Below are 15,819 nucleotides of genomic sequence, written 5' to 3' on the forward strand. Positions count from 1 at the left end.
ACTGGAGTGCTAAATGAGCTTTTTCATCTCTAATGCGTTCGCGGACGGCGCGGCACCTGCTGCGGCGGCGCCCACGGCCGGCTTCGAATGGATCTTCCTGGTCGGTTTCCTGGTCATCTTCTACCTGATGATCTGGCGTCCACAGGCCAAGCGCGCCAAGGAGCAGAAGAACCTGCTGGGCAACCTGGCCAAGGGTGACGAAGTGGTCACCACTGGTGGTATCGCTGGCAAGATCACCAAAGTGACCGACGATTTCGTGGTTCTGGAAGTGTCCGACACCATTGAAATGAAGTTTCAGAAGGGTGCCATCGCGGCCACCCTGCCTAAAGGCACGCTGAAAGCGATCTAAGTTTCAACTTTCAACAATCGACGGGGCGCGCAAGGCGCCCCGCGTCATAAGCGGGCGGCGTGATGCTGAACAAATACCCTCTGTGGAAATACCTACTGATCCTGGCGGTGCTGGCGGTCGGTTTTATTTATTCCGCTCCCAATCTCTATCCTGACGATCCGGCGATCCAGGTCAGCGGTGCCAGCACGGCGTTGCAGGTCAACCAGGCTGATCTGGACCGCGTGAGCAAGGCGCTCACCGACGCCGGGATTGCCGTCAAGGGCGCCACCCTGGCCGCCGGCGGCAAGGGCGGGCTGGTGCGTCTGACCAAGCCGGAAGACCAACTGCCGGCCAAGGATGTGGTGCGTAAAGCCCTCGGCGACGACTATGTCGTGGCCCTGAACCTGGCACAGACCACCCCGCAATGGCTGCGCGGCCTTGGCGCGCACCCGATGAAGCTGGGCCTGGACTTGTCCGGTGGTGTGCACTTCCTGCTGGAAGTGGACATGGAAAAAGCCGTGGACGCCCGCCTGAAAGTCTATGACGGCGACGTCAAGAGCCTGTTGCGCAAGGAGCGTGTACGTTATCGCACGCTGCCGCCGTTCAATGGCGCCATCCAGCTGGGCTTTGCCGACGCGGATGCCCGTGACCAGGCCCGTGTGCTGATCCGCAAGAACTTCAACGATTTCGACATCGTACCGGCCGACCTCAACGATCAGCTGGTGCTGCGTCTGGCGATGACCCCGGCCAAGCTGGCGGAAATCCGCGAATACTCCATCAAGCAGAACCTGACCACGGTGCGTAACCGTGTCAACGAGCTGGGTGTCGCCGAACCACTGGTGCAGCGTCAGGGTGCCAACCGCATCGTGGTCGAGCTGCCGGGCGTGCAGGACACCGCTGAAGCCAAGCGGATCCTCGGCAAGACCGCCAACCTGGAGTTCCGTCTGGCCGCCGAGCCGGGTGCTTCCAAGGCCACCTCCGAGGAATTCGAGTTCCGTGAAGGCAAGCGTCCTCCTGCGCAGATCGAGCGTGGCCTGATCATCACCGGTGACCAGGTGACCGACGCCCAGGCGAGCTTCGACGAGCACGGTCGTCCACAGGTGAACATCAAGCTGGATGGCCACGGTGGCGACCTGATGAGCCGCGCGACCCGCAGTAACGTCGGTCGCAGCATGGCGGTGATCTTCATCGAGCAGAAGCCGATCACCACCTACACCAAGCAGGTCGTGGACGGCGTCGAGAAAGACGTGCCGGTGCAGGGCTTCAAGGAAGAGAAGAAGATCATCAGCCTCGCGACCATCCAGTCGCCGCTGGGCAGTCAGTTCCGCATCACCGGCCTGAACGGCCAGGGCGAGTCCTCGGAGCTGGCGCTGCTGCTGCGTGCCGGTGGTCTGGCCGCGCCGATGTACTTCGCGGAAGAACGTACCATCGGTCCAAGCCTGGGTGCGGACAACATCACCAAGGGTATCGACGCGTCGCTGTGGGGCATGCTGTTCGTCTCGCTGTTCATCATGGCTATCTACCGCTTCTTCGGCATCATCGCCACCGTGGCGCTGGCCTTCAACATGGTCGCCTTGCTGGCGCTGATGTCCCTGCTGGGGGCGACGCTGACCCTGCCGGGTATTGCCGGTATCGTCTTGACCATGGGCATGGCGGTGGACGCCAACGTGCTGATCTTCTCGCGGATACGCGAAGAGATTGCCGCGGGGATGACGGTGCAGCGTGCGATCAATGAAGGCTTCAGTCGCGCCTACACGGCGATTGTCGACGCCAACCTGACCACGCTGCTGGTGGGTGGCATCCTCTTTGCCATGGGTACCGGCCCGGTCAAGGGTTTTGCGGTGACCATGTCCCTCGGGATCTTTACCTCGATGTTCACGGCCATCATGGTGACCCGCGCGATGGTCAACCTGATCTTCGGCGGTCGTGACTTCAAGAAGTTGTGGATTTAAGGGGCTGCCATGTTACGTACTATCAACTTCATGGGTGTTCGCAACGTTGCGTTCGGCGTCACCCTGTTCCTGACCGCATTGGCGTTGTTCAGCTGCTTCCACAAGGGCATGAACTACGGCCTGGACTTCACCGGCGGTACGCTCATCGAGCTGACCTACGAGCATCCGGCGGATGTGGCCAAGGTCCGCGCGCAACTGACCGAATCCGGTTATCACGAGGCGATCGTGCAGAGTTTCGGCGCGACCACCGACTTGCTGGTGCGGATGCCGGGTGAAGATCCGCAGCTGGGTCATCAGGTGGCCGATGCGCTGCAGAAGGTCGGCGGCGACAACCCGGCGCAGGTCAAGCGCGTCGAGTTCGTCGGTCCCCAGGTGGGTGAAGAGCTGCGCGACCAGGGCGGCCTCGGCATGCTCATGGCGCTGGGCGGCGTGCTGATCTACCTGGCGTTCCGCTTCCAGTGGAAGTTCGCGGTGGGCGCCATCGTCTCGCTGGTCCACGACGTGGTGGTGACCGTGGGTATCCTGTCGTTCTTCCAGGTCACCTTCGACCTGACGGTATTGGCGGCGGTGCTGGCGATCATCGGCTACTCGCTCAACGACACCATCGTGGTCTTCGACCGGGTGCGGGAGAACTTCCGTGTGCTGCGCAAGGCCAGCCTGATCGAGAACATCAATATCTCGACCACGCAAACCCTGCTGCGGACCATGGCGACGTCGATCTCCACCCTGCTGGCGATTTCCGCGCTGCTGTTCTTTGGTGGCGACAACCTGCACGGCTTCTCCGTTGCCCTGTTCGTCGGTGTCATGGCGGGTACCTACTCGTCGATCTACATCGCCAACGTGGTTTTGATCTGGCTGAACCTGAACAGCGAGGATCTGATCCCTGCTGCCAGCACCCAGAAGGAAGTCGACGACCGTCCTTGACGGAAATCCTTCCCCGGGTTGTCAGCTGAAAAGGCGCGAGTGTTGAACTCGCGCCTTTTTTTATACTCCAAAGCCATAGAGAAGCGCGGGGAATGGACCCGCTTGTGATGGTCAGGAGGTTCACGTGAACAAGTCGTTGCTGGTAGGTGCGGTATTGGGTGCTGTCGGTGTGACTGCCGGGGGCGCTGTTGCTACCTATAATCTGGTAAAAAGCGGCCCTGAGTATGCGCAAGTATTGGCGGTGGAACCGATCAAGACACAAATCAAGACCCCGCGCCAAGTCTGTGAGGATGTCGCGGTGACCCGGCAGAAGCCGGTCCAGGATGAGCACCGTATCGCGGGTACCGCGTTGGGTGCCATCGGTGGCGGTCTGCTCGGCAACATGGTCGGCGGCGGTCGCGGCAAGACCCTGGCGACCGTCGTCGGTGCGGTAGGCGGTGGTTATGCCGGTAACAAGGTGCAGGAGGGCATGCAGCAGCGTGACACCTATACCACGACCCAGAAGCGTTGCAACACGGTCAGCGATGTCAGCGAAAAACTCGTCGGCTACGATGTGCGCTATCAGGTGGGCGGCAAGGAAGGCAAGGTGCGGATGGACCATGATCCGGGTAACCAGATCCCGCTGGACAAGGAAGGTCGCTTGATCCTTGGTCAGAATCAGGGCCAGCCAGCCCAGTAACACCGGCCATAGAGGCATAAAAAATGCCCCGTATCGCAAGGTACGGGGCATTTTTGTGGGCGGCGAAAGCTTAGCGCTTCAGCGACGCCGGCAGGTGCGGCTGGATCGCCGTCAGTACTGCCTTGAAGCACTTGGTGTTGCCGGCAACGATATGGCCTTTTTCCAGGAAGTCGTGACCACCGGTGAAGTCGCTCACCAGGCCGCCGGCCTCTTGAATCAGCAGGGCACCGGCTGCCATGTCCCATTCGGACAGGCCCGACTCCCAGAACGCATCGAAACGACCGGCGGCGACGTAGGCCAGGTCCAGGCTCGCGGCACCGGCGCGGCGGATGCCGGCGGTCTGGCCGACCAGGGCGCGGAACATGCCCAGGTAGTTGTCCAGGTTGTCCATCTGGTCGTCACGGAACGGGAAGCCGGTACCCAGCAGGGCGCCGTCCAGGCTGGTGCGACCGCTGACGCGCAGGCGACGGCCGTTGAGCTGGGCGCCACGGCCACGGGAGGCGGTGAACTCTTCCTGGCGAACCGGGTCCAGGACCACGGCGTGCTCCAGGCGGCCACGGTATTTGCAGGCGATGCTGACCGCGAAGTGCGGGATGCCACGCAGGAAGTTGGTGGTGCCATCCAATGGGTCGATGATCCACAGGTATTCTTCGCCTTCACCGCTGCCGGCATGGAAACCGGTCTCTTCGCCACGGATGCCGTGGGTCGGGTAGGCCTTGCGCAGCGCGTCGATGATTTTCTGCTCGGCGGCGCGATCCACTTCGGACACGTAGTCCTTGGCGTCTTTTTCGTCGACCTTGATGCTATCCAGGCGCTCGATGGAGCGGAAAATCAATTCACTGGCGCTGCGGGCGGCGCGCAGCGCGATATTCAGCATGGGCTGCATGGACATTTCACCTAGAGTGTTAAAGAAAGCCGAACATTCTACCAGAAAAGTCCCGGGGGAGAAGGACGACATTGGCGCTCGTGGCGCAATCCCCAGTGCTTCTGTAAGATTTGCTCCCCTTCGCCGAGTCTGAGAGCGCCTCTCGTGTTGCAAAATATTCGTGTTGTCCTGGTCAATACCAGTCATCCGGGCAATATCGGCGGGGCCGCGCGGGCCATGAAGAACATGGGGCTGTCGCGCCTGGTGCTGGTAGAGCCGCGGGCCTTTCCCTCCGCTGAAGCCGATGCACGGGCTTCCGGCGCCACCGATATCCTTGAAAACGCGCAAGTCGTCGCCACCTTGGAAGACGCGTTGGTCGGCTGCAACCTGGTGTTCGGCACCAGCGCCCGCGACCGGCGGATTCCCTGGCCGTTGCTCGATCCCCGTGAATCCGGGGTGAAGGTGGTCGAGGAGGCCGGGCAGGGCGCCGAGATCGCCTTGGTATTTGGTCGTGAGGATTCCGGCCTGACCAACGATGAGCTGCAGCGATGTCATTATCACGTGCATATCCCGTCCGATCCGGACTTCAGTTCGCTCAACCTCGCCACGGCGGTGCAGGTGCTGGCCTATGAAGTGCGGATGTCCTGGCTGGCGTCCGTAGGGCAGCCGAGCAAGGTGGAGAAGCATGAAGTGGCGTCGACGCGCAGCGAAGAGCTGGCGACCATGGATGAGATGGAGCGGTTCTACGACCATCTGGAGCAGACCCTGGTGGCCATCGACTTCCTCGACCCGGAAAAGCCGCGCCATCTGATGGCCCGGTTGCGTCGTTTGTACGGGCGCAGTTCGGTCAGTCGCGCCGAGATGAATATTTTGCGGGGCATCCTCACGGAAACCGAAAAAGCGGCCCGGGGTGAGCTCCTTAAGCGGAAGGATCAGTGATGTTCGAGCGTTTGCGAGAAGATATCCAGAGCGTATTCCACCGTGACCCGGCGGCCCGTAATGCCTTTGAAGTCCTGACCTGCTATCCGGGCCTGCATGCCATCTGGCTGCATCGCCTGGGGCATGCGTTGTGGGGCATGGGTTGGAAGTGGCCGGCGCGGGTGGTGTCGAACTTCGGTCGCTGGCTGACCGGCATCGAGATCCATCCCGGGGCCAAGGTTGGACGGCGGTTCTTTATCGACCATGGCATGGGCATCGTGATTGGCGAAACCGCCGAGATCGGCGATGACGTGACCCTCTACCAGGGCGTGACCCTGGGCGGTACCAGCTGGAACAAGGGCAAGCGTCACCCGACCCTGGAGGATGGCGTGGTGGTGGGGGCCGGCGCCAAGGTGCTGGGGCCGTTTACCGTCGGTGCCGGGGCCAAGGTGGGTTCCAATGCGGTGGTGACCAAGGCGGTACCGCCAGGGGCGACGGTTGTCGGTATTCCGGGGCGGATCATCATGAAGGTCGATGATCAGGTCGAAGCCAAGCGCAAGGCCATGGCGGAAAAGATCGGTTTCGATGCCTATGGTGTCAGCGAAGACATGCCGGACCCGGTGGCGCGTGCCATTGGCCAGTTGCTCGATCACCTGCAGGCTGTGGATGGACGCCTGGAGGGTATGTGCGGGGCGCTGAAGGACCTGGGCAGCACTTATTGCGCCAAGGAGCTGCCGGAGTTGCACTGCGACGGGTTTGTCGAGGTGAAGGGCGAGGCCGAGGCCAAGGCCGGTTGATGATGTCGGGCTTGCCGGCCTCATCGCTGGCAATCGAGCGTCGACCGGCGCTCCTGCAGGGGATTTGTGGGCGCCGGCTTGCCGGCGATAGCGTCCTCAAGGGCGGCCAAAATCCATTGGTCCAGCGCGATGCCATTACGCCACGGACTTTGCTACAATTCGCGCGCTCTTTTGCTGGTAAACCCGACTAAAGCACTAGGTCTTATAGTTGACTTAAATACTCGGGAATAGCATACTCTTCCCCATCCCGATCCCGTAACTCCGTGGTACCTGTCCATGCGACTGACTACAAAAGGCCGATATGCCGTGACCGCCATGCTCGACCTGGCGTTGCACGCGCAACGCGGGCCGGTGTCTCTGGCCGATATCTCCGAGCGCCAAGGCATCTCCCTATCCTACCTCGAACAGCTTTTCGCCAAATTGCGTCGCAGCAACCTGGTGTCCAGTGTGCGCGGTCCCGGTGGCGGTTACCAGCTGTCACGCGATATGCAGGGGATCCAGGTTGCGCAGGTGATCGATGCCGTGAACGAATCGGTCGATGCCACCAAATGCCAGGGGCTGGGCGATTGCCATGGCGGCGATACCTGCCTGACCCACCACCTGTGGTGCGACCTCAGCCTGCAGATCCACGAATTTCTCAGCGGTATCAGCTTGGCGGACCTTGTCACTCGCCGTGAAGTGCAAGAGGTCGCCCAGCGTCAGGATCAGCGCCGCTGTAATGGCAAGGCGCCGCACCTGGATAAGATCGAAGCGTCCGCCGTCGAATGACAGCCAAAGAGCCCGCGGTGCGCCAGCCAGCCTGATTTAGGAGAGTGTCCATGAAATTGCCGATTTACCTTGATTACTCAGCGACCACCCCGGTTGATCCGCGTGTCGCGCAGAAAATGAGTGAATGCCTGCTGGTCGACGGAAACTTCGGTAACCCGGCGTCCCGTTCCCACGTGTTCGGCTGGAAAGCCGAGGAATCCGTGGAAAACGCTCGTCGTCAGGTGGCCGACCTGGTCAATGCCGACCCGCGTGAAATTGTCTGGACCTCCGGTGCCACCGAGTCCGACAACCTGGCGATCAAGGGTGTCGCGCATTTCTACAGCACCAAGGGCAAGCACCTGATCACCAGCAAGATCGAACACAAGGCGGTCCTCGACACCATGCGCCAACTGGAGCGCGAAGGTTTCGAAGTCACCTACATCGAGCCGGGTTCGGATGGCCTGATCACTCCGGCCATGGTCGAAGCTGCGCTGCGCGACGACACCCTCCTAGTTTCGATCATGCACGTGAACAACGAGATCGGCACCATCAACGACATCGCCGCCATCGGCGAGCTGACCCGCGCGCGCGGCGTGCTGTTCCATGTGGATGCTGCTCAGTCCACCGGCAAGGTCGATATCGACCTGCAGAAGCTGAAGGTCGACCTGATGTCCTTCTCGGCCCACAAGACCTACGGCCCTAAAGGCATCGGCGCGCTGTACGTCAGCCGCAAGCCGCGGGTTCGCCTCGAAGCGACCATGCACGGCGGCGGTCACGAGCGTGGCATGCGTTCCGGTACCCTGGCGACCCACCAGATCGTCGGCATGGGCGAGGCGTTCCGTGTGGCCAAGGAAGACATGGCTGCCGAGAACCTGCGGATCAAGGCCCTGAGCGAGCGTTTCTTCAAGCAGGTCGAGCACCTGGAAGAGCTGTACGTCAACGGCAGCATGGCTGCCCGTGTACCGCACAACCTGAACCTGAGCTTCAACTACGTCGAAGGCGAGTCGCTGATCATGGCGCTCAAGGACCTGGCGGTTTCCTCCGGTTCCGCTTGCACCTCGGCTTCGCTGGAGCCTTCGTACGTCCTGCGCGCCCTGGGCCGCAACGACGAACTGGCGCACAGCTCGATCCGCTTCACCTTCGGTCGCTTCACCACCGAGGAAGAAATCGATTATGCCGCGCAGAAAGTCTGCGAGGCCGTCACCAAGCTGCGCGCTCTGTCGCCGCTGTGGGACATGTTCAAAGACGGCGTCGATATCTCGAAGATCGAGTGGGCGGCACACTAAATAAAGAAGCCGCCACAGACAGGTCCTGTCGCGACGCGGCCATCAACAGCTGGCGTAACGACGGGACCGAGAGCGGCCCTGATGAGTGAGGATTAAGTACCATGGCTTACAGCGAAAAGGTCATCGACCACTACGAAAACCCGCGTAACGTCGGCAAGATGAACGCGGAAGACCCGGATGTCGGCACCGGCATGGTCGGCGCTCCGGCGTGCGGCGACGTGATGCGCCTGCAGATCAAGGTCAACGAGCAAGGCATCATCGAAGACGCCAAGTTCAAGACCTACGGTTGCGGTTCGGCTATCGCCTCCAGCTCCCTGGCTACCGAGTGGATGAAAGGCAAGACTCTGGATGAGGCAGAGACCATCAAGAACACTCAGCTGGCTGAAGAACTGGCCCTGCCGCCAGTGAAGATCCACTGCTCGGTACTCGCCGAAGACGCCATCAAGGCCGCCGTTCGCGATTACAAACAGAAGAAAGGTCTGATCTAAACGATCCGGCGTTCAAGATTTGGGCGAAGAGTAAGTAAGGAGTCACCGATGGCTATCAGCATGACAGAAGCGGCTGCTCGACACGTGCGACGCTCCCTTGACGGGCGCGGCAAAGGTGAAGGGATCCGTCTGGGTGTTCGCACCACAGGCTGTTCCGGCCTTGCCTATGTGCTGGAGTTCGTCGACGAGGTGGTGGCGGAGGACCAGGTGTTCGAAAGTCACGGCGAGAAAGTGATCATCGACCCGAAAAGCCTCGCTTACCTGGACGGCACCGAGCTGGATTTCGTCAAGGAAGGGTTGAACGAAGGCTTCAAGTTCAACAATCCCAACGTGCGCGGTGAGTGTGGCTGCGGCGAAAGCTTCAACGTCTGAGGCGATTCGTGGGTACTCCTTGTCATTTCGCTTTATTCGAGTTGCAGCCGAGCTTTACGCTGGATCTCGAACAGTTGGCCGCGCGTTATCGTGAACTGGCGCGCGGCGTTCACCCGGACCGCTTTGCCGACGCTTCCGAGCGTGAGCAGCGCCTGGCGCTGGAACGGTCCGCCAGTCTCAACGAGGCCTACCAGACCCTCAAGAGTCCGCCCAAGCGCGCGCGCTACCTGCTTGCCATGGGGGGGCACGAGTTGCCGCTGGAGGTCACGGTGCACGATCCCGACTTCCTCCTGCAGCAGATGCAATGGCGCGAGGAACTCGAGGAATTGCAGGACGAGGCGGACCTGTCCGGTATCGCCGCGTTCAAGCGCCGCTTGAAAGTCGCCCAGGACCAGTTGAACGACAGCTTCGCAGCCTGTTGGAACGATGCCGCGCAACGCGAACAGGCCGAACGCCTGATGCGGCGCATGCAGTTTCTCGACAAGCTCACCTACGAAGTGCGCCAGTTAGAAGAGCGCCTCGACGATTAACCCAGTGCCGCCTCGGTCGCACGCCTGATATTCAGATAAGTCCAGATAACGATGGCCCTACTGCAGATCGCCGAACCCGGCCAGAGTCCTCAACCGCACCAGCGTCGCCTGGCTGTGGGGATCGACTTGGGCACTACCAATTCGCTGGTCGCTGCGTTGCGCAGTGGTCTTTCCGAGCCGTTGCCCGATGCCGACGGGCAGGTGATCCTGCCGTCCGCGGTGCGCTATCACGCTGACCGTGTTGAAGTCGGCCAGTCGGCCAAGTTGGCCGCCGCCAGTGATCCGTTCAATACCGTCTTGTCGGTGAAGCGCCTGATGGGTCGCGGCCTGGAGGACGTCAAACAGTTGGGCGAGCAGCTGCCTTACCGCTTTGTCGGCGGTGAATCGCACATGCCGTTCATCGACACCGTGCAGGGCCCGAAAAGCCCGGTGGAAGTCTCCGCGGACATCCTCAAGGTGCTGCGTCAGCGCGCCGAGTCGACCCTGGGCGGCGAACTGGTGGGGGCGGTGATCACCGTACCGGCCTATTTCGACGAGGCCCAGCGCCAGGCGACCAAGGATGCGGCCAGGCTGGCCGGGCTCAACGTGCTGCGACTGCTCAATGAGCCGACGGCGGCGGCGGTGGCCTATGGTCTGGACCAGAATGCCGAAGGCGTGGTCGCCATCTATGACCTGGGTGGCGGTACCTTCGATATTTCGATTCTGCGCCTGACCGGCGGTGTTTTCGAAGTGCTGGCCACCGGTGGCGACAGTGCCCTGGGCGGCGATGACTTCGATCATGCGATTGCCGGCTGGATCATCGAGCAGGCCGGTTTGTCCGCCGATCTCGATCCGGGTGCGCAGCGCCATCTGCTGCAGATAGCCTGCGCCGCCAAGGAAGCCCTGACCGATGCGGCTTCGGTCGAGGTGGTGTATGGCGATTGGCGTGCCGCCTTGAGTCGTGAGGCCTTCGACGGGCTGATCGAGCCGATGGTCGCGCGCAGTCTCAAGGCTTGCCGTCGCGCCGTGCGTGACTCGAACGTGGAGCTCGACGAGGTCAGCGCCGTGGTCATGGTTGGCGGTTCGACCCGTGTGCCGCGCGTCCGTGAGGCGGTCGCCGAGATGTTCGGTCGCCAGCCGTTGACCGAGATCGACCCGGATCAGGTGGTGGCCATCGGTGCCGCGATCCAGGCCGATACCCTGGCCGGCAACAAGCGCGATGGTAGCGAGTTGCTGTTGCTGGACGTGATCCCGTTGTCCCTGGGTCTGGAAACCATGGGCGGCCTGATGGAGAAGGTGATTCCGCGCAACACCACCATTCCCGTCGCCCGCGCCCAGGACTTCACCACTTATAAAGACGGCCAGTCGGCCATGATGATTCACGTCCTGCAAGGCGAGCGTGAACTGATCAGCGACTGCCGCTCCCTGGCGCGCTTCGAACTGCGCGGTATCCCGGCCATGGTGGCGGGTGCGGCGAAGATTCGCGTGACCTTCCAGGTCGATGCCGATGGCCTGCTCAATGTCACGGCCCGCGAACTGGTGTCGGGGGTCGAGTCGAGCATCCAGGTCAAGCCGTCCTACGGCCTGACCGACGGCGAAATCGCCAGGATGCTCAAGGATTCGTTCCAGCACGCCGGAGACGACAAGGTTGCCCGCGTGCTGCGTGAACAGCAGGTCGATGCCCAGCGCTTGATCGAGGCGGTGCAGGCTGCCGTGGCGGCTGACGGCGACCGCTTGCTCGATGCCGACGAACGCATGGTCATCGAAATGCAGGTGCAGGAACTGACCGAACTGATGAAAGGTACCGATGGCCATGCCATCGAGCAGCAGACCAAGCGTCTGTCGCAAGTGACCGATGCCTTTGCTGCCCGCCGCCTGGATTCAACGGTGAAAGCCGCGCTGGCGGGGCGCAACCTGAACGAGATTGAGGAATAACGATGCCGCAGGTCATTTTTCTGCCACACGAAAGGTTTTGCCCGGATGGCATGGTCGTGGAGGCTGAGACTGGTGTGTCCATCCTCGAGCTGGCTCATCAAAATCATATCGAGATGGAAAGTGCCTGTGGTGGCGTGTGTGCCTGCACCACCTGTCACTGCCTGATTCGCGAAGGCTTCGACTCGCTGGAAGAGGCCGACGAGCTGGAAGAAGACTACCTTGACAAGGCCTGGGGGCTGGAAGCCCAGTCGCGCCTGGGCTGCCAGGCAAAAGTCGGAACTGAAGACCTCACCGTCGAAATTCCGAAATACTCGCTCAACCACGCTGCCGAAGCGCCGCACTGATTCTGGGAGCTGACATGAGCCTGAAATGGGTTGATGTGCTTGATATTGCGATCGAGCTGGCTGAAAGCAAGCCCGACGTGGACCCGCGTTACGTAAACTTCGTCGATCTGCACAACTGGGTCGTGTCTTTGCCGGAGTTCGGCGACGATCCTGAGCGTGGCGGCGAAAAGGTTCTCGAGGCCATCCAGGCCGCGTGGATCGAAGAAGCCGACTGAGCCGCGCGGCAGGTTAGGCAATACCCAGGAACCCGCGTATAATTCGCGGGTTTAATTTTTGGCAAATCACTGTTTCTGGAGTTACACCATGGCTGTTCAACGTACTTTCTCCATCATCAAGCCTGACGCCGTTGCAAAAAACGTGATCGGCGAGATCACCACCCGTTTCGAAAAAGCCGGCCTGCGCGTTGTGGCTTCGAAACTCAAGCAACTGTCCAAAGCCGAAGCCGAAGGCTTCTACGCTGAGCACAGCGCTCGTGGTTTCTTCGGCGACCTGGTTGCCTTCATGATCTCCGGTCCGGTTGTCGTTCAGGTTCTGGAAGGCGAAAACGCTATCGCTCTGAACCGTGAGCTGATGGGCGCTACCAACCCTAAAGAAGCTGCTGCCGGCACCATCCGCGCTGACTTCGCTGACTCCATCGATGCCAACGCTGTGCACGGTTCGGACTCCGAAGCCGCTGCTGCTCGCGAAATCTCGTACTTCTTCGCAGCTACCGAAGTAACCACTCGCTAAGCACTGGCTTGGGAGTGAGGGTGAATCCATGACTGTATCGATCGGCAAGACAAACCTGTTGGGTCTGACTCAACCGGAAATGGAAAAATTCTTCGACTCAATCGGGGAGAAGCGTTTCCGTGCCGGTCAGGTCATGAAATGGATTCACCACTTTGGCGTCGATGATTTCGACGCCATGACGAACGTCAGCAAGGCCTTGCGCGAAAAGCTCAAGGCTGTTGCTGAAGTGCGTGGTCCCGAAGTGGTCAGCGAGGACATTTCCAGCGACGGCACCCGCAAGTGGGTGGTGCGCGTGGCGTCCGGCAGCTGCGTCGAGACCGTCTACATTCCCCAGGGCAAGCGCGGCACCTTGTGCGTTTCGTCCCAGGCGGGCTGTGCCCTGGACTGCAGTTTCTGCTCCACCGGCAAGCAAGGCTTCAACAGCAACCTCACCGCCGCCGAAGTGATCGGCCAGGTGTGGATTGCCAACAAATCCTTTGGCAGCGTCCCGGCGACCGTCGACCGTGCCATCACCAACGTGGTGATGATGGGCATGGGTGAGCCGCTGCTGAATTTCGACAACGTCATCGCGGCCATGCACCTGATGATGGACGACCTGGGCTACGGCATCTCCAAGCGCCGCGTGACCCTGTCGACCTCCGGCGTGGTACCGATGATCGATGTGCTCGCCGAGCACATCGACGTCTCCCTGGCGTTGTCGCTGCACGCACCCAATGACGCATTGCGTAACCAATTGGTGCCGATCAACAAGAAGTATCCGCTTAAGATGTTGCTCGAGTCGTGCCGTCGCTACATGGCGACCCTCGGCGAGAAACGTGTCCTGACCATCGAGTACACCCTGCTCAAGGATGTCAACGACCAGGTCGAGCATGCCGTCGAGATGATCGAGCTGCTCAAGGACACGCCGTGCAAGATCAACCTGATTCCGTTCAACCCGTTCCCGCATTCGGGCTACGAGCGGCCGAGCAACAATGCGATCCGGCGTTTCCAGGATCTGTTGCATCAGGCCGGCTACAACGTCACGGTACGCACCACCCGCGGTGAAGACATCGACGCGGCCTGTGGTCAACTGGTGGGGCAGGTGCTGGATCGCACCCGACGCAGCGAACGCTACATCGCCGTACGTGAGCTGAGCGCCGATGCCGACAGTGGGCAAAGCGCCGCGAACCGAAACTGAGAGAGGACCTCCATGACCTTGCGCGCTGCGCTCCTTGTTGTATTCGTCGGCCTGCTGGCCGGCTGCGTTTCATCGGGTAATGTCGACCCGTTGAGTACCAGCAAGGGGCGCGATGAAGCGCGCGCGGCTTATGTGCAACTGGGCATCGGCTACCTGCAGCAAGGCCAGACCGAGCAGGCCAAGGTCCCGCTCAGGAAAGCCCTGGAAATGAACGGCTCCGATGCCGATGCCAATGCCGCCCTGGCGCTGGTGTTCCAGGCCGAGGGTGAGCCGAAACTGGCCGAGGAGCACTTCCAGAAGGCCCTGGCGACGCGTCCGGGCGATGCACGGATTCTCAACAACTACGGCAGCTTCCTGTTCGAGATCAAGCGCTACAAGGACGCCTACGAGCGTTTCGAACAGGCCGCCGCCGACAGCCTCTATACCGAACGCTCCCGGGTCTTCGAAAACCTCGGCCTGACTGCCCTGGCCCTTGGCCAGCGGGATCTGGCCCTGCAGCATTTCGACAAATCCCTGCGCCTGAATCGTCAACAGCCACGTGCTTTGCTGGAAATGGCTGAGTTGTCTTACGAAGACAGGCATTATGTGCCCGCACGCGATTATTACGACCGCTTCAGCCTGCTGAGCGAGCAGAATGCGCGTAGCCTATTGCTCGGTATCCGCCTGGCGAAAATCTACGAAGACCGTGACAAGGCCGCCAGCTACGGCCTGCAATTAAAACGACTCTATCCCGGTACGCCGGAATATCAGCAATACCTGTCGGAGCAAAGATGAAAGCGGCGCAACCCGAATTTGTAGCAGCGACTCGCGTCAACCCCGGTGAGACCCTGCGTCAGGCCCGCGAAAGCAACGGTTGGACGCTGGCCGAGGTGGCCCTGAAGCTCAACCTCACGGCGTCGTCCCTGAGTAACCTGGAAGCCGGAGCCTTCGACAAGCTGCCGGGGCATACCTTTGCCCGGGGTTATATCCGCGCCTACGCCAAGTTGCTGGGCATGGACCAGGCCGTCCTGGTCCAGCAGTTCGACCAGTGCACCGGTACCGACTCCCAGGGCAGCAGTGTCCAGGCACTGGGGCGTATCGAAGAGCCGGTGCGGTTTTCCCATACGCTCCTGCGCATTGTCAGCCTGTTGCTGCTGATCGCTGTGATCGGCGGCGGTTTCATCTGGTGGCAGGACCAGGCCAGCCTGCGTACCAAGGACCAGGCCGCCATCAGCATGGAGCACGTCGAAGTCGAAAGCGCCGACGGCACCACGCAGATTCATCCGATCGACGAGCCGGAAGACCAGGCCGTGACCGAGAACCAGCCGGCGCCGGAGCCGGCGGCGACTGAAGGCGCCAGCGAAGCTCAGCCGGCGGCCCCAGCGCCGGCGGCCAGCGCTCCGGCAACGCCGGCTGTGGTACCGGTGCCCCATGCGGCCCAGACCCAGGTGGTGGCCCCGACGCCTGCGCCTGCGCCGGCACCAATTGCTCCGGTCGCGCCGAGCGCCCCGGTCAACGCCGCGCCGGCTGCCGCCGAGCCGGTTGCCGGTGCCGGCCAGGTGCACCTGAACTTTACCGCCGATTGCTGGACCCAGGTGACCGACGGTAATGGCAAGGTGCTGCTCAGCGGCCTCAAGCGCAAGGGCGAGAGCCTTGATCTCAGCGGCAAGCCACCTTTTGCCGTGCGCCTGGGCTATGCCCGTGGTGCGCAGATCACATACAACGGTCAGCCAGTCGATATCGCACCGTTCACCAGTGGCGAGACCGCTCGCCTGAAGCTAGGTCAATAA

At 61.5% G+C, this 15,819-nt stretch carries 19 protein-coding genes; 18 read left to right on the forward strand and 1 reads right to left on the reverse strand.

From position 1 onward, the window contains the following. The first annotated feature begins 13 nt into the window (after positions 1 to 13). From yajC to NUH87_RS22630, 4 genes are all read left to right on the forward strand, one after another. Positions 14 to 349, forward strand: coding sequence for a preprotein translocase subunit YajC (yajC, locus tag NUH87_RS22615; protein ID WP_040070641.1), 336 nt, complete (start codon positions 14 to 16; stop codon positions 347 to 349). Positions 350 to 411: 62 nt separating this feature from the next. Next, positions 412 to 2,280 (forward strand): protein translocase subunit SecD, encoded by a 1,869-nt coding sequence (gene secD, locus NUH87_RS22620; RefSeq protein WP_338522751.1) that lies wholly within the window; start codon positions 412 to 414, stop codon positions 2,278 to 2,280. A gap of 9 nt (positions 2,281 to 2,289) precedes the next feature. Further along, positions 2,290 to 3,204: a protein translocase subunit SecF gene (secF, locus tag NUH87_RS22625; RefSeq protein ID WP_338522752.1), complete on the forward strand. Its 915-nt coding sequence runs from the start codon at positions 2,290 to 2,292 to the stop codon at positions 3,202 to 3,204. A gap of 124 nt (positions 3,205 to 3,328) precedes the next feature. Beyond that, positions 3,329 to 3,883, forward strand: a complete 555-nt coding sequence (locus NUH87_RS22630; RefSeq protein ID WP_040070638.1) for a glycine zipper 2TM domain-containing protein — start codon at positions 3,329 to 3,331, stop codon at positions 3,881 to 3,883. Positions 3,884 to 3,953: 70 nt separating this feature from the next. Here NUH87_RS22630 and suhB read toward each other — a convergent pair whose 3' ends face one another. Then, on the reverse strand, positions 3,954 to 4,769 hold the full coding sequence (gene suhB, locus NUH87_RS22635) for an inositol-phosphate phosphatase (RefSeq protein ID WP_040070636.1): 816 nt from the start codon (positions 4,767 to 4,769) through the stop codon (positions 3,954 to 3,956). A 144-nt stretch (positions 4,770 to 4,913) separates the two neighbouring features. Between suhB and trmJ the strand changes: the two genes are divergently transcribed. The 14 genes from trmJ to NUH87_RS22705 all read left to right on the forward strand — a co-directional run bounded on the left by trmJ (position 4,914) and on the right by NUH87_RS22705 (position 15,819). Next, the gene (gene trmJ, locus NUH87_RS22640) at positions 4,914 to 5,687 is read left to right on the forward strand and encodes a tRNA (cytosine(32)/uridine(32)-2'-O)-methyltransferase TrmJ (RefSeq protein WP_338522753.1); all 774 of its coding nucleotides are present in this window, start codon (positions 4,914 to 4,916) and stop codon (positions 5,685 to 5,687) included. Next, entirely contained in the window at positions 5,687 to 6,463 is a 777-nt protein-coding gene (gene cysE / locus NUH87_RS22645) for a serine O-acetyltransferase (protein WP_338522754.1), read from the forward strand. Before trmJ ends, cysE begins: the two co-directional genes overlap by 1 nt. 276 nt (positions 6,464 to 6,739) lie before the next feature. Continuing rightward, a complete protein-coding gene (iscR, locus tag NUH87_RS22650; protein ID WP_338522755.1) occupies positions 6,740 to 7,231 on the forward strand; it encodes a Fe-S cluster assembly transcriptional regulator IscR in 492 nt (163 codons plus the stop codon). A gap of 50 nt (positions 7,232 to 7,281) precedes the next feature. Beyond that, a complete protein-coding gene (locus NUH87_RS22655) occupies positions 7,282 to 8,496 on the forward strand; it encodes an IscS subfamily cysteine desulfurase (RefSeq protein WP_338522756.1) in 1,215 nt (404 codons plus the stop codon). Between the two features lie 101 nt (positions 8,497 to 8,597). Beyond that, a complete protein-coding gene (gene iscU, locus NUH87_RS22660) occupies positions 8,598 to 8,984 on the forward strand; it encodes a Fe-S cluster assembly scaffold IscU (RefSeq protein ID WP_007929523.1) in 387 nt (128 codons plus the stop codon). Between the two features lie 48 nt (positions 8,985 to 9,032). Beyond that, a complete protein-coding gene (gene iscA, locus NUH87_RS22665) occupies positions 9,033 to 9,356 on the forward strand; it encodes an iron-sulfur cluster assembly protein IscA (protein WP_017904917.1) in 324 nt (107 codons plus the stop codon). Positions 9,357 to 9,364: 8 nt separating this feature from the next. Beyond that, positions 9,365 to 9,886, forward strand: a complete 522-nt coding sequence (hscB, locus tag NUH87_RS22670; protein ID WP_338522757.1) for a co-chaperone HscB — start codon at positions 9,365 to 9,367, stop codon at positions 9,884 to 9,886. Between the two features lie 51 nt (positions 9,887 to 9,937). Beyond that, positions 9,938 to 11,800 (forward strand): Fe-S protein assembly chaperone HscA, encoded by a 1,863-nt coding sequence (hscA, locus tag NUH87_RS22675; RefSeq protein WP_338522758.1) that lies wholly within the window; start codon positions 9,938 to 9,940, stop codon positions 11,798 to 11,800. Between the two features lie 2 nt (positions 11,801 to 11,802). Next, positions 11,803 to 12,144 (forward strand): ISC system 2Fe-2S type ferredoxin, encoded by a 342-nt coding sequence (gene fdx, locus NUH87_RS22680; RefSeq protein ID WP_338522759.1) that lies wholly within the window; start codon positions 11,803 to 11,805, stop codon positions 12,142 to 12,144. A gap of 14 nt (positions 12,145 to 12,158) precedes the next feature. Continuing rightward, a complete protein-coding gene (gene iscX, locus NUH87_RS22685; protein WP_338522760.1) occupies positions 12,159 to 12,359 on the forward strand; it encodes a Fe-S cluster assembly protein IscX in 201 nt (66 codons plus the stop codon). 88 nt (positions 12,360 to 12,447) lie between these two features. Beyond that, entirely contained in the window at positions 12,448 to 12,873 is a 426-nt protein-coding gene (gene ndk, locus NUH87_RS22690) for a nucleoside-diphosphate kinase (RefSeq protein ID WP_007916882.1), read from the forward strand. Positions 12,874 to 12,901: 28 nt separating this feature from the next. After that, a complete protein-coding gene (gene rlmN / locus NUH87_RS22695) occupies positions 12,902 to 14,050 on the forward strand; it encodes a 23S rRNA (adenine(2503)-C(2))-methyltransferase RlmN (RefSeq protein ID WP_040070617.1) in 1,149 nt (382 codons plus the stop codon). A gap of 12 nt (positions 14,051 to 14,062) precedes the next feature. Further along, positions 14,063 to 14,824, forward strand: coding sequence for a type IV pilus biogenesis/stability protein PilW (pilW, locus tag NUH87_RS22700; protein WP_040070616.1), 762 nt, complete (start codon positions 14,063 to 14,065; stop codon positions 14,822 to 14,824). After that, the gene (locus NUH87_RS22705; protein WP_338522761.1) at positions 14,821 to 15,819 is read left to right on the forward strand and encodes a RodZ family helix-turn-helix domain-containing protein; all 999 of its coding nucleotides are present in this window, start codon (positions 14,821 to 14,823) and stop codon (positions 15,817 to 15,819) included. Before pilW ends, NUH87_RS22705 begins: the two co-directional genes overlap by 4 nt.

Origin of the sequence: Pseudomonas batumici, from assembly GCF_036585405.1 — a bacterium.
In the GTDB taxonomy this organism is placed as follows: domain Bacteria; phylum Pseudomonadota; class Gammaproteobacteria; order Pseudomonadales; family Pseudomonadaceae; genus Aquipseudomonas; species Aquipseudomonas batumici.

Excerpts from the sequence above, each read along its gene's own strand:
- ndk (WP_007916882.1), top strand. The coding sequence starts at position 12,448 with ATGGCTGTTCAACGTACTTTCTCCATCATCAAGCCTGACGCCGTTGCA.
- cysE (WP_338522754.1), top strand. The coding sequence starts at position 5,687 with ATGTTCGAGCGTTTGCGAGAAGATATCCAGAGCGTATTCCACCGTGAC.
- secF (WP_338522752.1), top strand. The coding sequence starts at position 2,290 with ATGTTACGTACTATCAACTTCATGGGTGTTCGCAACGTTGCGTTCGGC.
- hscA (WP_338522758.1), top strand. The coding sequence starts at position 9,938 with ATGGCCCTACTGCAGATCGCCGAACCCGGCCAGAGTCCTCAACCGCAC.
- NUH87_RS22655 (WP_338522756.1), top strand. The coding sequence starts at position 7,282 with ATGAAATTGCCGATTTACCTTGATTACTCAGCGACCACCCCGGTTGAT.
- NUH87_RS22705 (WP_338522761.1), top strand. The coding sequence starts at position 14,821 with ATGAAAGCGGCGCAACCCGAATTTGTAGCAGCGACTCGCGTCAACCCC.
- pilW (WP_040070616.1), top strand. The coding sequence starts at position 14,063 with ATGACCTTGCGCGCTGCGCTCCTTGTTGTATTCGTCGGCCTGCTGGCC.
- iscR (WP_338522755.1), top strand. The coding sequence starts at position 6,740 with ATGCGACTGACTACAAAAGGCCGATATGCCGTGACCGCCATGCTCGAC.
- iscA (WP_017904917.1), top strand. The coding sequence starts at position 9,033 with ATGGCTATCAGCATGACAGAAGCGGCTGCTCGACACGTGCGACGCTCC.
- fdx (WP_338522759.1), top strand. The coding sequence starts at position 11,803 with ATGCCGCAGGTCATTTTTCTGCCACACGAAAGGTTTTGCCCGGATGGC.
- iscU (WP_007929523.1), top strand. The coding sequence starts at position 8,598 with ATGGCTTACAGCGAAAAGGTCATCGACCACTACGAAAACCCGCGTAAC.
- rlmN (WP_040070617.1), top strand. The coding sequence starts at position 12,902 with ATGACTGTATCGATCGGCAAGACAAACCTGTTGGGTCTGACTCAACCG.
- suhB (WP_040070636.1), bottom strand. The coding sequence starts at position 4,769 with ATGCAGCCCATGCTGAATATCGCGCTGCGCGCCGCCCGCAGCGCCAGT.
- iscX (WP_338522760.1), top strand. The coding sequence starts at position 12,159 with ATGAGCCTGAAATGGGTTGATGTGCTTGATATTGCGATCGAGCTGGCT.
- secD (WP_338522751.1), top strand. The coding sequence starts at position 412 with ATGCTGAACAAATACCCTCTGTGGAAATACCTACTGATCCTGGCGGTG.
- yajC (WP_040070641.1), top strand. The coding sequence starts at position 14 with ATGAGCTTTTTCATCTCTAATGCGTTCGCGGACGGCGCGGCACCTGCT.